Annotated in this window: 13 protein-coding genes; 3 read left to right on the top strand and 10 right to left on the bottom strand. The window is 65.8% G+C overall.

Annotated elements, in window-relative coordinates; translation table 11 throughout:
- Window positions 1–36: 36 nt before the first annotated feature.
- The 5 genes from U5918_RS07050 to U5918_RS07030 form a co-directional block, all read right to left on the bottom strand.
- Complete coding sequence (locus U5918_RS07050; protein ID WP_336000486.1) at window positions 37–1,566, bottom strand: aldehyde dehydrogenase family protein; 1,530 nt, start codon at window positions 1,564–1,566, stop codon at window positions 37–39.
- Between the two features lie 127 nt (window positions 1,567–1,693).
- The gene (locus tag U5918_RS07045; protein WP_336000485.1) at window positions 1,694–2,392 is read right to left on the bottom strand and encodes an enoyl-CoA hydratase/isomerase family protein; all 699 of its coding nucleotides are present in this window, start codon (window positions 2,390–2,392) and stop codon (window positions 1,694–1,696) included.
- Window positions 2,393–2,755: 363 nt separating this feature from the next.
- A complete protein-coding gene (locus tag U5918_RS07040) occupies window positions 2,756–3,520 on the bottom strand; it encodes an IclR family transcriptional regulator (protein WP_336000483.1) in 765 nt (254 codons plus the stop codon).
- A gap of 452 nt (window positions 3,521–3,972) precedes the next feature.
- Entirely contained in the window at window positions 3,973–5,190 is a 1,218-nt protein-coding gene (locus U5918_RS07035) for a CaiB/BaiF CoA transferase family protein (RefSeq protein WP_336000481.1), read from the bottom strand.
- Window positions 5,191–5,196: 6 nt separating this feature from the next.
- Complete coding sequence (locus U5918_RS07030) at window positions 5,197–6,360, bottom strand: acyl-CoA dehydrogenase family protein (RefSeq protein ID WP_336000479.1); 1,164 nt, start codon at window positions 6,358–6,360, stop codon at window positions 5,197–5,199.
- Window positions 6,361–6,466: 106 nt separating this feature from the next.
- Here U5918_RS07030 and U5918_RS07025 point away from each other — a divergent pair, with 106 nt between their 5' ends.
- Window positions 6,467–8,104: a thiamine pyrophosphate-binding protein gene (locus tag U5918_RS07025; RefSeq protein ID WP_336000478.1), complete on the top strand. Its 1,638-nt coding sequence runs from the start codon at window positions 6,467–6,469 to the stop codon at window positions 8,102–8,104.
- 85 nt (window positions 8,105–8,189) lie between these two features.
- Window positions 8,190–8,420 carry a DUF7979 domain-containing protein gene (locus U5918_RS07020; protein WP_336000477.1) on the top strand — a complete coding sequence of 77 codons (231 nt, stop codon included), beginning with the start codon at window positions 8,190–8,192 and terminating at the stop codon, window positions 8,418–8,420.
- Window positions 8,421–8,445: 25 nt separating this feature from the next.
- On the opposite strand, the gene U5918_RS07015 is transcribed toward U5918_RS07020, so the two are convergent.
- Complete coding sequence (locus U5918_RS07015) at window positions 8,446–9,591, bottom strand: NAD(P)/FAD-dependent oxidoreductase (RefSeq protein WP_336000476.1); 1,146 nt, start codon at window positions 9,589–9,591, stop codon at window positions 8,446–8,448.
- Window positions 9,592–9,684: 93 nt separating this feature from the next.
- Here U5918_RS07015 and U5918_RS07010 point away from each other — a divergent pair, with 93 nt between their 5' ends.
- The gene (locus U5918_RS07010) at window positions 9,685–10,656 is read left to right on the top strand and encodes an ornithine cyclodeaminase family protein (protein ID WP_336000475.1); all 972 of its coding nucleotides are present in this window, start codon (window positions 9,685–9,687) and stop codon (window positions 10,654–10,656) included.
- A 12-nt stretch (window positions 10,657–10,668) separates the two neighbouring features.
- Here U5918_RS07010 and U5918_RS07005 read toward each other — a convergent pair whose 3' ends face one another.
- Genes U5918_RS07005 through U5918_RS06990 form a run of 4 tightly spaced genes read right to left on the bottom strand, consistent with a single transcriptional unit; the run spans window position 10,669 to window position 14,787 of the window.
- The gene (locus U5918_RS07005) at window positions 10,669–11,469 is read right to left on the bottom strand and encodes an ABC transporter ATP-binding protein (RefSeq protein WP_336000474.1); all 801 of its coding nucleotides are present in this window, start codon (window positions 11,467–11,469) and stop codon (window positions 10,669–10,671) included.
- A complete protein-coding gene (locus U5918_RS07000) occupies window positions 11,466–12,524 on the bottom strand; it encodes a branched-chain amino acid ABC transporter permease (RefSeq protein ID WP_336000473.1) in 1,059 nt (352 codons plus the stop codon). Before U5918_RS07000 ends, U5918_RS07005 begins: the two co-directional genes overlap by 4 nt.
- Window positions 12,525–12,526: 2 nt before the next feature.
- Window positions 12,527–13,399, bottom strand: a complete 873-nt coding sequence (locus tag U5918_RS06995; RefSeq protein WP_336000472.1) for a branched-chain amino acid ABC transporter permease — start codon at window positions 13,397–13,399, stop codon at window positions 12,527–12,529.
- A gap of 56 nt (window positions 13,400–13,455) precedes the next feature.
- Window positions 13,456–14,787 (bottom strand): ABC transporter substrate-binding protein, encoded by a 1,332-nt coding sequence (locus U5918_RS06990; protein WP_336000470.1) that lies wholly within the window; start codon window positions 14,785–14,787, stop codon window positions 13,456–13,458.
- Window positions 14,788–14,884: the final 97 nt, after the last annotated feature.

Genomic DNA, 14,884 nt, shown 5'->3' with positions numbered 1-14,884 from the left:
GCTCGGCGTTCGAATCGGACGCGCCGTCGACCCGCCTCAGAGGGACGGGTCGTCGAGCGCGACGTGGACGGCTTTCTCCTGGGAGTAGTGGCGAAGAGCGTCCCGGCTGCACTCCCGGCCGATCCCGGACTGCTTGTAGCCGCCGAAGGGGCCACCCGGGATGGGCGTGGCGTAGTTGCCGTTGACCCAGACGCTGCCGGCGTCGATGTCGGCGGCCGCCCGGTGGGCCAGCGTCGCGTTCTCGGTCGCGACGCCGGCGGCCAGGCCGAACTCCACGTCGTTCGCCAGTTCGATGGCCTCGTCGTAGCTCTCGAAGGTCGTGACGACCTCGACCGGCCCGAAGATCTCCTCCTGGGCGACCCGCATGTCGTTGTCGACGTCGGTGAGCACCGTCGGGCGGACGAACCAGCCCTCGGCGAGGTCGCCGTCGTCGACGGCGCCGCCGGTCGCGAGCGTCGCGCCCTCGCCTTCACCGACGCCGATGTAATCGGTGACTTTCCCGAACTGGTCCTCGGAGATGAGGGGGCCGACGGTCGTCCCTTCTTTCAGGGTGTCGCCCGGGGTGAGCCCTTCGGCCCGCGCAACGAGTCCCTCGGTGAACTCCTCGGCGACGTCCTCGTGGACGAGCACGCGCGAACAGGCGTCACAGGACTGGCCGGCGTTGTAGAAGATGCCGTGGGCCACGTCGCGGACGGCCTCCTCGATATCGGCGTCGGGGAAGACGACGTACGGCGACTTCCCGCCGAGTTCCAGCGTCACGGGTTTGACGGTCTCCGCGGCGGCCTTCATCACCGTCTTGCCGGTGACGTCCTCGCCGGTGAACGAGACCTTCCCGACGCCCGCGTGCTCGGTCAGCGGCGCGCCGGCCTCCTCGCCGAACCCGGTGACGACGTTCAGGGCGCCGTCGGGGAGGATTCCTTTGGATAGCTCGGCGGCGTACAGGAGCGAGAGCGGCGTCTGCTCCGCGGGTTTGATGACGGCGGCGTTGCCCGCCGCCAGCGCCGGGCCGACCTTCCAGAACGAGATGGTCAGCGGGAAGTTCCACGGCGTCACGAGCCCGACCACGCCGTAGGGTTCGTGGCGGGTGTAGACGTGCATGTCGTCGTCCGTCGGGACCGTGATGCCCTCGTCGGCCTGGATAACCTTCCCGTAGTACTCGAGGAAGTCCAGGGCGTACTTCGTCTCGACCAGGGCGTGATTCAGCGGTTTGCCGCCGTCGAGGCTCTCTATCAGCGCGAGGTCGCCGACGTTCTCGCGCAGGGCGTCCACCCACGAGAGGATCGCGTTGGACCGCTCCTGGGGCGAATAGGCGCCCCACTCGCCGTCGAAGGCGTCCCGGGCGGCGTCGACGGCGGCGTCGACGTCCGCCGCGGTACACCGGGGCACCGAGCAGATCTCCTCGCCGACGACGGGGTCGAGCGTCGCGAACGCCTCGCCGTCCGCGGCCGTCCTCGCCTCGCCGCCGATCCAGGCACCGAACTCGCCCAGCGCCAGTACGTCTTCGCGGGCGGCCGCGTGCGTCTCCTCGATGCTTCCCGTGTAGTAATCGATTGAATCCGATGTCATTTGGTACCTGCACGCATTTCCAAGAGGGGCCGTATAAACGTTGGCCAGTCGAATTCCCGAAGAGTCCCTGGGCCGGTCGCCGTGACACCGGACCCGAAATCGGCGTCGCCCACCACTTACCGCCCGGCTACCACCCCATGTCCTCGATGTCGTGGCAGTACTCGTTGATCAACTCTTCCCGTTTGAGGACCTCCTCGACGGGGAACGCCTGGTCCATGGCGCGTTTGTTGAGTCGCAGCGCGTTCGCCGACTTGTTCTCCACGATGTCCGTGGCGACGTCGATAACTTTGTCCTCGAGGTCGTCGGCGTCGTCGAAGACACCGGCGAGCAACCCGTGTTGCTCTGCCTCCACGGCGGGGAGTTCGCGACTCGTGTAGACGAGTTCGCGGGCCGTCCCGGCACCGACGTACAGCGGGAGCAGCAGCGTCGAGGCGTTGGTTACCGTCACGCCGATCTCGGACTCCGTCAGCTTGAACGTCGTGTCCGAGTGGGCGTAGCGCAGGTCGAACGAGAGCGTCCACTCGAATCCGCCGCCGATGACCCAGCCGTGGAGTTTCCCGATGACGATGCCCTCGAACTCCCGGACGGCACGGGTTATCTCCTGGAACAGGTCGCCAGCGCCCTCCTCCTCGTCGAGGTCGGCGCCGGCGGTGAACGCGTCACCGGCCCCCTCCAGGATCAGCACCCGGTACTCACCGTCGGCGGCGCGGACCTCCTCGGCGATCCGCGAGAGGAGGGCTCTACTGAGTGCGTTGAGCGAGTCCGGACGGTTCAACGTCAGTCGCCGAATCTCCTCGGTCACGTCTTCGGTCTTGAGTATCGACATTCGTCCAGTGATCGATTCGAACCCGCATAAACCTCCTGTTTAGCTCCCACTGGGCAGTCGGGACGAAATCCGGCGTTCCTCATAACGGAACCGCGTCGGATACGCGTCCGAGGAAGTCGGACGCCGGAATGTACGGGCTGCCCCGCATACGGCTTAGAGTTGCTGTAAGTGTCAAAAACAGCCGAATAACTGCTCGAAATTGAGTGCGTAGCCGATGCAGAGGGAGGGAACAGCAATCGTCCGACGGGCTACGATCTCGGGACTCGGCCCGGTGAACCGGTCCAAGATTACAAAGCTAGTGTTGTAATAGGTGCCGGAGCCGAAACTGTTCCGCAAAGCGGAACGGAGTCTTGTGAACCACTCTCAGGCATAGGTGATGTCGAGTTGGAACTCGGTGATGGTGCCCAACAGGAGTTCCGGGATCTCCTCGGTGAACCAGTCGCCTTTCATCCGGTGGCTGGGGCCGGCGACGTTGAACGCGCCACGGAGTTCGTCGTTCGGGCCGTACACCGGTGCTGCGACGGCGTGGAGGCCCATGAGGTGCTCCTGGCGGTCGACCGCGAACCCGCGGTCGCGGATCGCGTCGAGTTCCTCGCGGAGTTCGTCGGCCTCGGTGATGGTGTTGTCCGTGTACGCTGGAAGGCCGTGGGTCTCGATTATCTCGTCGACGCGTTCGGGCGAGAGCTCGGCGAGCATCGCCTTTCCGGCCGCCAACGAGTGGAGGTGAAACCGCTTGCCGACCCCGGCGTCGGTCCCGACGGCGTTGTCCCCGATGCCGCGGAAGACGAACACTCCCTGGCCGTGTTCTTCGACCACGTACGCCGAGAGTTCGCCAGTCTTGTCGGCCAGCTCCTCGATCCGCGGGCGGATCTGTTTGGCAATCTCGTTGGTCCGGCGAACGTAGCCACCGTACTCGAGGAACTTGAGGCTCAGCCGGAACTCCTGGCCGTCCCGGATCACGTACTCGTGGTCCTCGAGCGTCGTGAGGTGGCGGTGGATCGTGCTTTTCGAGACGTCCATCCGGGTGGCTAGCTCGGTGACACCGGCGCCGTCGAGCTGTTTGAGCGTCTCGATCAACTGGAACAGCGTCTCGTTGGACTTGATCCCTTCTTGCTCGCCTCCTTTCATGTTCCGTCCTAGCGCCCTTCCGCACTTAACTGTTCCGCGATGAGAAACGGTTTAACCGTAGCTACGTTTGCCTAAGTTTACTGCGAAACCCACGCATAGTCGTTTAAACGTCCGAACATGTGTGGTTGACGGGGTTACGGATCCGACGACGGTCGAATCTGATTCCGTATCGCGGACACGCAAACTACGGGGCTCTACGCCCTGAACACACGGGATTAGTGATCTGCGACCGACGGCCGAACCCTGGTATACTCTTCCAAACACGGCCCCGGCGCCGCACTGGAGACTCGAAGGATTGGGAGAAGAAGCCTCGAAACTGTCGTTCTGGGCGGTTACGATATCGCGGCAAAAACCTCGTTCCGTGTCGCGGATCAGCGATTCCCCCTCGAAGAACGGGTCTGGAGCTTCCGTGAGGGAAACGGATTGCAAAGGACGGGCGAGCAGTGACGGGGTCAGACGACGCCGTTCTCGTGGAAGCGAGCGATGGTTTCGTCGTCGAATCCGAATTCCGAGAGGATCTCCTCGGTGTGTTCGCCGAGCAGCGGCGGGTGACGGTCGATTCCCGTCGGCGTGTCGCCCAGGTTCATGGGGCTGCCGGGCATCTCGACTTCGTCCGCAGTCGGGTGATCGACCTGCTGTCGCATGCCGCGTGCCAGGACCTGCGGGTGGTCGAACACGTCGGCCATGTCGTTGACCCTGCTGGCCGGGACGCCGTGGTCGTCGAGGCGTTCCTTCGCCGCCGCGGTGCTGTACTCTTCGAACTCGGCTTCGAGGATGGCGTCGAGTTCCTCGCGGTTGGTCACGCGGTCGTCGTTGGTCTCGAACCGCGGGTCCTCGACGAGGTCCTCGCGGTCGATGGCCCGACAGAAGCGCGGCCACAGGTTCGGCGACGGGACGGCGACCACGATGTAGCCATCGGTCGTCGGGAAGGCCTGGTAGGGCGCGATGGTCGGGTGTTTGCTCCCCATCCGCCCGGGCGGGTCGCCCGTGGCGAAGTAGTATGAGGCCATGTAGGTCTGCCAGGCGACCATCGCCTCGAAGAGGGCGACGTCGATGTACTGGCCGCCGGCGTCCTGGAACTCGCGGTGGAAGAGCGCGGCCAGGATGGACTGGGCGGCGTACATCCCCGCGCCGATGTCCGCGATCGCGACGCCGACGCGGACGGGCGGGCGGCCCTGCTCGCCGGTGATGCTCATCATGCCGCCCTCGGCCTGCATGATGAGGTCGTAGGCCGGTCGGTCCTTGTGCGGGCCGTCCTGTCCGTATCCGGAGATGGAGCAGTAGACCAGGTCGGGGTTCTCGGCCGAGAGGGTCTCGTAGTCGAGGTCCCACTCGGCCATCTTGCCGACGCGGAAGTTCTCGACCACTACGTCGGCCTTCTCGGCCAGGTCGCGAAACACGTCGCGGCCGTCCTCGCTCGCGAGGTTGAGCGTCAGCGAGCGCTTGTTCCGGTTGGTGCTGAGGTAGTAGGCGGCCTCGCCGGAGTCGCCGTACTCGGGCGGACTCCAGCTGCGCGTCTGGTCGCCGCCGTCGGGACGCTCGATCTTGACCACCTCCGCACCGAGGTCGCCGAGCTGCATCGTACAGAAGGGGCCCGAGAGGACCCGTGACGCGTCGAGCACGGTTACGCCGTCCAGCGGTCCGCCGGTCGTGGAGTTCGGTTCAGACATCGTCGGTCACTCGTAGGCGGCGAAGCCGGTCAGGTCCTCGCCGAGGATGAGGGTGTGGATGTCGTGCGTGCCCTCGTAGGTATAAACCGTCTCGAGGTTCGCCATGTGACGCATCGGCGAGTAGTCCGCCGTGATGCCGTTGCCGCCGAGCATCTCGCGGGCGACGCGGGACTCGTCGCGGGCCATCCGGACGTTGTTGCGTTTGGCCATCGAGACGTGTTGCGGGCGCATCTCGCCGCGTTCCTTGAGGTCCGCGAGTCGGTGTGCCAGCAGCTGTGCCAGGGTAATCTGGGTGGCCATCTCCGCCAGCTTCTGCTGCTGGATCTGGAACCGGCCGATGGGCCCTCCGAATTGATCGCGATCCTTGGCGTACTGCCGGGCGGTCTCGAAGCTATCGCGTGCGGCGCCGATAGCGCCCCAGGCGATGCCGTAGCGGGCCTGGGTCAGACAGCCCAGCGGGCCGCCCATGCCCTCTGCGCCGGGCAGCAGGTTCTCCTCGGGCACGAACACGTCGTTGAGGCCGATCTCGCCCGTGATGGACGCTCGCAGCGAGAGTTTCTCCGTGATCTTGTTGGTCGAGACGCCGTCCCGATCGGTCTCGACGAGGAACCCGCGGACGGGGGTATCCGGGTCGGTCCGATCACGCGCCCAGACGATCGCCACGTCCGAAATCGGTGAGTTCGTGATCCACGTCTTCGACCCGTTGAGCAGGTAGCCGCCGTCGGCTTCTTCTGCGCGAGTCTCCATCGCGGTCGGGTTCGAGCCGTGTTCGGGCTCTGTGAGGCCGAAGCAGCCGACCGCTTCACCGCTCCCGAGTTTGGGGAGCCACTCCTCTTTCTGCTCCTCGCTGCCGTAAGCGTGGATCGGATACATCACGAGGGCGCCCTGGACGCTCGCCATCGAGCGCAGACCGGAGTCACAGGCTTCCAGTTCCTGCATCAGGAGGCCGTAGGCGGTCTCGCTGACGTTGGGCGATCCGTAGCCCTCCAGATTCGGGGCGTAAAAGCCCATCTCGCCCATCTCGGGGATGAGGTCTTTCGGGAAGGTGCCCTCGATCCAGTGCTCGCCGATGTCGGGGCGTACATTCTCGTCGACGAACTCGCGGGCCGTGTCCCGGATCATCCGCTCTTCCGCACCGAGGTCGGCCTCCAGGCCGAAGTAATCTAGCATCGTCCGTACTGACAGGACTGATCTGATTAACGTTTCCGATGGGTGGGCCAGGACTCTCGTTCGAGGGACAGGTAGGACTAAGTAGGCCCCTCAAGTATCCCAGGCCATGCTGATCAACGAGGCGGTCATCGACCGGCTGGTAGCCAACGGGATCGATACGGTGTTCGGGATTCCCGGAAAGCAGACGCTCCCGCTGAACCAGGCCATCGGCGAGAGCGACGCGATCGAGTTCGTCGTCGCCAGACACGAGACCGCGGTCACCCATCAGGCGTGGGGGTACGCCGAGACCAGCGACCGGATGGCCGCGACATTCGTCGTGCCCGGACCGGGCGACATGAACGCGATGAACGGCCTGAAGAACGCCCTCAACGACTGTACGCCGTTGATCCACTTCGCCGTGGAGACCGAGCCCGAGATCCGCGGCGGCGACGGCATCCACGAGACGCCACCGGACACCTACGACAACGTCGTCAAGGAGAACATCCTGGTCGAGCGTCCCTCGGCGACCGCTTCGGAGGTCGACCGAGCCGTCGCCATCGCCCGGACACCGCCGATGGGGCCGGTCCGGATCGGCATCCCGAAGAACTTCCTGAAGATGGACGTCCCGCTCTCGCAGGCTCGTGACTACGACACGGACTGCCTGGAGTCGGTCGCCGACGAGGACGTCGAGGCCGCAACGGACCTGCTGGCCGACGCCGACGCGCCGCTGATCCTCGCCGGCGGCGGCGTTCGGTCGTCCGGGGCGAGCGACGAACTGCGCTCGCTCGCCGAACGGCTGGGCGCACCCGTCGTCACGACCTACAAGGGCAAGGGAGTCATCCCCGAGGACCACCCGCTATCGGCCGGCACGCTCTCGGGCAGCGCGACCCCCGAACTGCTTGCGGCCATCGGCGATGCGGACGCGGCCCTGGGCGTCGGAACCGACTTCGACGCCGTCGCCACCCGGTCGTGGTCCGTCGACGTTCCGGAGCGACTGGTCCACGTCACGCTCCACCCCGACGACCTCGGCACCGGCTACGACCCGGCCGTGGCCGTCATCGGTGACGGGGGCGAGGCGATGCGGAAGATCGAGGACCGACTGGCCGACGACCAGGAGCCGGCCGACGGGGAAGCGACCGCCGAGCGGTTGCGGTCGGCCAGGGACGAGCGGATCGAACCGCTGCTGGGCGAGGAGACGCCGCTGACGTCGGTCCAGGTCCTCCGGACGGCCCGGGAGACGATCCCCCGCGAGGCGACCGTCGCGGTCGACGCCGGCGGGTTCCGCGTCTGGGGACTCAACACCTTCGAGTCCTACGGGCCCGACAAGTACGTCAACCCCGGCTCGTGGGCGACCATGGGCACCGGACTCCCGTCCGGTATCGGCGCGCAACAGGCCAATCCCGACGAGGACGTCGTCGTCCTGACCGGCGACGGCGGGCTGATGATGTGCATCCACGAACTCCACACCGCCGTCGCCGAGGACCTGCCGATCACCGTCCTCGTCCTCAACAACAACGACTACGCCATCATCACCGAGGAGGCGGAACGGACGTACGACCTCGATACCGGCGTGTACGGCTGGGAGGACTCACCGATCAGCTTCACCGCGCTGGCCGAGAGCATGGGCATGCGCAGCCTCCGCGCCGAGACCGGGAGCGACCTCGAAGACCGACTCTCGACGGCGCTGGCCGCCGACGAACCCGTTCTGGTCGAGATCCCGACCGATCCTCGGGAGCCCCAGGCCAGCGAGTGGATGTCGGAGTAACGCCGCCGCGAGCGCTCAGGTCTGCCGTTCCCGTCGTTTTTCGAACCAAACGTTTAATAGATCGTAAATCGCGTATACGAGTACCATGGCTGCCAGTAACAACGAATCGCGGATCCGGATCCACCGCCCCGAGACGGTTCCGGAGGACGCTCGCGTCGCGCACTTCGACGAACTCTCCGAGACCGCCAAAGAGCGGCTCTTCACGCTCGTCTCCGGCGACACCGGACGGGGTCGGCTGGACCTGACGACGGCGACGGAGCTCGTCCAGTACGACCTGGTGAAGTTCACCGACTACTACCGCATCGATTTCGCCTGAGACGGCTCGGAGAACGGCCGGAAAACTACGCGACGTTGTGTTCTATCATGCCGGTTCCGTCCTCGAACCGGCTGCTCGACAGACACGAGATGTCCGCGAGCGACGCCTCCCCGTCGAAACAGAGTTCGGCGACCAGCTTCCCGGTCGCGGGGGCGTGCTGGAAGCCGTGGCCGGAGAAGCCCGCCGCGGTGACGAACCCGGGCGCGGTCTCCTCGATGATGGGATGGTGGTCGGGCGTGACGGCGTAGAGGCCCGCCCAGCCCCGGCGGATCCGCGCATCGTCCCCGAAGTAGGCGGTGTACTCCGCGGCGTGCTCGACGGCCGTCGCCGCCCACTCGATGTCCAGCGAGTCCGAGTACCGGTCCGGATCGACGTCGGGGTCGTCGCCGAAGTGGCCGCCGACCAGGGCCGCACCGTCGCGCTCGGGCCGGAAGTACGACCCCGTGTCGAGGTTGATCGTCAGCGGCACGTCGTCCGACAGACTGCGCTGGGGGTCGACGACGGCCAACTGCCGTCGCCGGGGGCTGATCGGCAAGTCGACGTCCGCCAGGTCGGCGAGGGCCTGGGACCAGGCGCCGGCGGCGTTGACCACGATGTCCGCGTCGATGCGGCCCTCGTCCGTCACGACGCCGGTGACCTCGTCGCCGTCTGTCTGGACGTCTGTGACGGCCGTCTTGGTCCGGATGTCGACGCCCTCCTCCCGGGCCTCCCCGGCGTAGCCCTGCATGGCGAGGTTGGGGTCGGCGAACCCGTCCTGACCGTTGTACGTCGCCGCGACGAGGCCGTCGGTCTCGAGCCCCGGACAGTGTTCCTCGGCTTCCGCCGGCGTGATGAACCGACTCTCGGCGCCGAGTTCGTTTTGCATCTCGACGTCCGTCCGGCACCGATCGGCGGTCTCCTCGTCGCCCGTCACGAACAGGTAACCGTTTCGCCTGTGGGCGATATCGACGTCGAACTGCTCGTGGAAGGAGTCCCAGACCTCGAGGGAGCGCAGCGACAGTTCCACGTTGATCTCGGTCGAGAACTGCGTCCGGATGCCGCCGGCGGAGCGAGCGGTGCTTCCCATCCCGAGCGATCCCTTCTCGCAGAGCGTGACGTCCGCACCGCCACGCGCGAGATAGTACGCTGACGAGAGACCGACGATACCGCCTCCTACTACCGTTACCTTCATTGGGAATTCTCTTTTCCGGGGATTGGAATAAGTGTACCGCTGTCGGGCCATCCGAGAGGAACACATAACTACCGTGGGTCCGGACGATCTGTCATGGTACTGTTCCTAACCGACGACGACGTCCAACGTGTCCTCGACCTCCGGGCACTCGTTCCGATCGTCGAATCGGCGCTCGTCAAACAGGCAGCCGGTGAGGCAGAGCGCCCGCATCGTCCGCACTATCCGCTCGGGCAGGGGCTCGAATCCGACGATCCCCTCGGTATGGGGATCGCGATGCCCGCCTACGTCCACGGCGACGACGTCTTCGCGACCAAACTCGTCAGCCTCCACGAGGGCAACGAGGACCGCGGGTTACCGACGCTCAACGCACAGATCGTCCTCTCGAACGCCCGGACGGGCGTGCCGCTGTCGTTCATGGACGGGACGCGCATCACGAACGCGCGGACGGGCTGTATCGGCGCGCTCGCGGTCCGTGAATTCGCCTCCGAGCCGGTGCGGCTGGGCGTCATCGGCGCCGGCGCACAGGCCCGCTGGCAGACGCGGGCCATCGCCGCGGTCAGCGAGGTCGAGGACGTCCGGATCTACTCGCCCAGCGACTCCCGCTTCGACTGTGCCGACGAGCTCGAGGCGGAGGGACTGCCGGCCTCGGCCGTCGACTCGGCCGCCGAGGCCGTGGCGGGGGCGTCGGTGGTCGTCACGGCGACGACGAGCACGGACCCGGTCTTCCCGGCGGACGCCCTCGACCCGGGAACGCTCGTCGTCGCCGTGGGTGCGTACAACGAAGCGATGCAGGAACTCGAGCCGGGCGTCTTCGACCGTGCGGCCGCCGTGTTCGCCGACGTCCCCGAGGAGGTCGCGACCATCGGCGACCTGGCGGCCACGTCACTGCAGGAGTCGGACCTCGTGCCCCTCGCCGCGGCGTTCGATGGGACCGCCGGCCGGGAGCGTGACGACGATATCGTCGTCGTCGAGAGCGTCGGGTCGGCGGTGCTGGACGTGGTGACGGCGGGTCACGTCTATCGAACGGCGCGCGAAGAAGGAGTGGGAATCGAACAGACGCTGTAAAGGGGACGCCGGTCAGGCGTCGGTCGCTTCGCTCTCGGTGCCGTCGTCGAGGTCCATGGCCTGCCCCATGTAGACGTTGATGACCTGTTCGTCGGTGACGACGTCGTGCGGGTCTCCGTCGGCCAGGACGGCGCCCTCGTGCAGTACGATGAGGCGGTCGACGAGCTGGACAAGCTCGCGCAGGCCGTGCTCGATGATGACGAACGTCATCCCCTCGTCGTTGAGCTCCCTGATGTAATCGGAGATCTCCTCGACCGTCGCCTCGTTGACGCCGGCGAACGGTTCGTCGAGCAGGAACAGCTTCGGATCGAGCATCAGCCCCCGGCAGATCTCGAGGATCTTCCGGTCACCGCCGGAGAGCTTGCCCCCGTAGGTGTCCTTGTGGTGGCCGAGGTCGAAGCGATCGAGCAGTTCCTCGGCCCGTTCGGTGATCTCCGCCTCGGCCTCGTACAGGTCGTCGCTCTGGCGGAACGCGGTCCAGGCGTTCTCACCGGGGTGATCCATCGCCGCGATTTGGACGTTCTCGAGAGCGGTCATCGTCTTGAGCGTCCGCGACAGCTGGAACGTCCGGACCATGCCCTCACGCGCGAGTTCCGCGGAGTCCATGTCCGTGACGTCCTGCCCGTCGAACCTGACCGTGCCGTCGTCGGCGTCGAGGAGCCCGGTCACGCAGTTGAAGTACGTGGTCTTGCCGGCCCCGTTCGGCCCGATGAGTCCGACGAGTTCGCCCTCGTCGATCGATACGTCGACGCCGTCGAGGGCCTGGAGGCCCCCGAACGACTTCTCGATGTCGTTGGTCTCGAACAGAGTCATGCATCCACCTCCAGCTTGTCGGGGTCACCGAAGAGCCCCTGTGGCCGGTACACGATGATGAGGATCATCAGGAGTCCGACGGCCATCAGTCGCAGTGACGCGAACGTGTTGGAGCCGACCGGGATCGACTGGTTCGCAAAGCGGGTGAACAGCTGGAACGACGAGATGATGAGCAGTCCCACCAGCGCGCCCCTGTTGCTGCCCGCGCCGCCGATGAGCATCCCGACCCAGACGAGCACCGTCACGTCGATCGTGATGAACCCGGGAGCGACGCCGCCGTTGATCAGCCCGAGGAACGCGCCCGCGAGTCCCATCGGGACCGACCCGATGAGGAACGTCTTGATCTTGTAGGAGAAGATGTCCTTCCCCAGGAACTCGACGGCCGTCTCGTCGTCGCGGATGCCGCGGAGCACCCGACCGAACGGCGACTCGCCGAGCCGTTGCATGACGGCGTAGCTGATTATCAGTAACCCCGTGAGTGCGCCGAACGCGGCCAGACCGGCCGTGAACGCGTCTGGGGCGATGTCGTGGAAGATCCGGGGGATGCCGGGGATACCCTGGTTGCCGCCCAGGGTCGCCGGCAGTCCCGCGGCCATCTCGTGGAAGATCTCCGCACCAGCGAGCGTGACGACGGCCAGGTAGTCGCCGCGGAGCTGGATGGTGCTGAGGCTGAGGATGAACGCCACGACGAGGACGACGACGAGCGCAGCGGCCACGCCGACGTACCACGGCATGCCCATGCCGAGGTCGCTGAACGTGCTCTCGGCGCTGACGAGCGCGACCGTGTACGCGCCCAGCGCGAAGAACAACACCGGTCCGAAGTTCACGATGCCGGCGTACCCGTACTGGAGGTTGAGGCCCAACAGCAGGATGCCGTAGAGGACGAAGTTGACGATGAGGACGTTGAACACCAGCAGGACCCATCCGGGGTAGCCCGCCTGGAGCCCGGAGAACAGGTAGACGACAGAGAGGATCGTGACTAACGCTCCGACACGCAGGTAGTTGAGGGGCGATTCCGTCCAGAGTTCCGAGATTTTGGCTGTGAGTTCACTCATTGTTATGCCTCCTCCACGTCCGCGATGCCGGTCGGGCGGATCAGGAGCACCACGATCAGGATGACGAAGGCGAACATCGTCCCCAGGTTCGCGAACTCACCCGGCAGGTACGACCCCGCCAGCGTGACCGTCAGCCCGATGATGTAGGCGCCGGCGATGGCCCCGTAGGCGCTGCCGGCACCGCCGAGGATGGCGGCCGACAGGACCAGCAGGATCTGGTGGAACCCGGTCAGCGGCGTCGCCGCGGTCGACGTCGCGAGCATGAAGCCCGAGAGACCGGCCAGTCCCGACGAGAGGAGCCAGACGTTGCGCCGGATCTTGTCCGTGTAGATGCCGGAGATCGTCGAGAGCTTCTCGTTGTCGCTGGTGGCGCGCATCGCGATCCCGGCGTCGGTTCGCGTCAACAGCAGGTGGATCGCCAGGAACGACACCAGGCCGATCGCGATGATCGTCAGGTGCCGGGTCGTGACGAAAAAGCCCAGCGAGTCGAACCGAAACGTCGTCGGCGACATGTCGAAGTAGCGCGGACTCCCGCCCAGCAGGATCCGGTACCCGTTCCGGAGCACGAACCCGAGCCCGATGGAGATCAGCAACAGCGGGATGGGACCGGCGTCGTGGTTCGGTACGAAGACGATCCGTGAGATGACCCATCCCAGGATCGCCGAGACGACGATGACGACCGGAATCGCCGCCGCCAGCGGGAGGCTGAACTCCGACATCGCGAACCAGCCGACGAAGGCCCCGATGGTCATGTACTCGCCGTAGGCGAAGTTGATCATGTTGACGATACCGTAGATGATAGTAAACCCGATCGCTGCGATAGCGATATACGAACCCATCTCGAGTCCGAATATCAGGTTTTGGATTAACGACATTGTGTCACAGGTTGCCCATCTCTAGGGGAATTAAAAACGTTTGTGCTCGACGGCAGCTATTCGCTGACTTCGTAGTCGTCGCTCTCGAGGACGGCCGCGATGTCCGCCGCGGGGACGGGGTCCTGCTCTTCCCAGCTGCCGTCGGTGCCGGAGTAGATGGCGGTGTCGGCCGAGACGTCGCCCTTCGGGGTGAAGTTGACGTTGGACATCGCACCCTGGAAGCTGATCTCCTCGTCGTTGTCGAGGGCCTCCTTGCCGTCCGCGAAGGTGGTGACCTCCGTGCCGCCGGGGCTGGTGACGGCGCGGATGTTCTTCTGGATGGCCGCCGCGTCGTACTCGCCGGCGCTGTGGATGGCCAGTGCGGTGACCGTCAGCGAGTCGTAGGCCGAGATGGCCCACGGGTGGTTGTCGTCGCCCATGCTGTCGGTGTCGTACATCTCGTCGAAGTCGCTAATCAGCTGGTCGCCGTGTGGTCCGGACGCGCCGGCCAGCGCAGCGAAGTTCTCCTCGGGCAGATCGCCGCCGACCTCGTTGACGAGGTCGTTGTGCTTCAGGCCGTCGGACATGAGGAGCGCGCTGTCGTAGCCGCCCGACGCGAAGTCCCGGATGGCGGTGATCGCGTCTTCGACCGCGAACGACATGACCATCGCGTCGAAGTCCTCGTTGTGCAGGCGGTCGATTCCGCTCTGGTAGCTCGATGCGCCCGATTCGACCTCGATCGAGTTGACGACTTCGACACCGTCGACGGCCGCGGCGGCGTCGGTGAAGCCGGTCATCCAGGAGCGCTCGCCCTCCGTGGCGGTGTTGATGGTACCCACGCGGCTGTAACCCCGCGCGGCCGCGTTCACCGCCTGGCCCGCGGTGTGTACGGAGTCGCTGATGATGGTGCGCCAGACCCACTCGTCGTCGCTGAGATCGTCCGGCGTGTCGTTGTCGCCGCCACGCGTGTCGAGGAACCGCGACCCCGGCCAGTAGGTGACGATCGGCACTTCCTTGGACTGCAGGAAGTCCCAGTTCGCCGGAATCTCGTTCGAGAACAACCCGCAGATGACCTCACAGCCGTCGACGGTCGTCATCTGGTCGACGACGTTCCGCGCCTGCTGGGGGTTGACGGCCGTGTCCCGGAGGAGCAGCTCCATCTCCCGGTCGAGCGGCCCGCCGGCCTCGTTGATCTGTTCGAGCGCGAGCTCCAGGACTCTCGTACACCCTTCCTGGAGGTAATCGTACTGTCCGGTCTGGGCTGCCGGTGCACCGATCGAGATGGGGCCGCTACCGTCGCCGCCACCGCCGCCCGTACAACCGGCCAGTGCGCCGGCTCCGATTACACCGGTGATTTTCAGATAGCTACGCCGACTCCGTCCCGAGTTCGACTCGTCGTGTCGTGTCATATCCTCCTCTTTGCGTGTGCATAACAGCCTCATTAATGTTTTGTCAGGGTTCGTATGGTTTAGGCCATCAATATATACCTCCGTGTGAAAACAGACC

The sequence above is a fragment of the Halorientalis sp. LT38 genome (assembly GCF_037031225.1).
Lineage (GTDB): Archaea > Halobacteriota > Halobacteria > Halobacteriales > Haloarculaceae > Halorientalis > Halorientalis halophila.
This window is presented reverse-complemented; position numbering and strand designations above follow the sequence as displayed.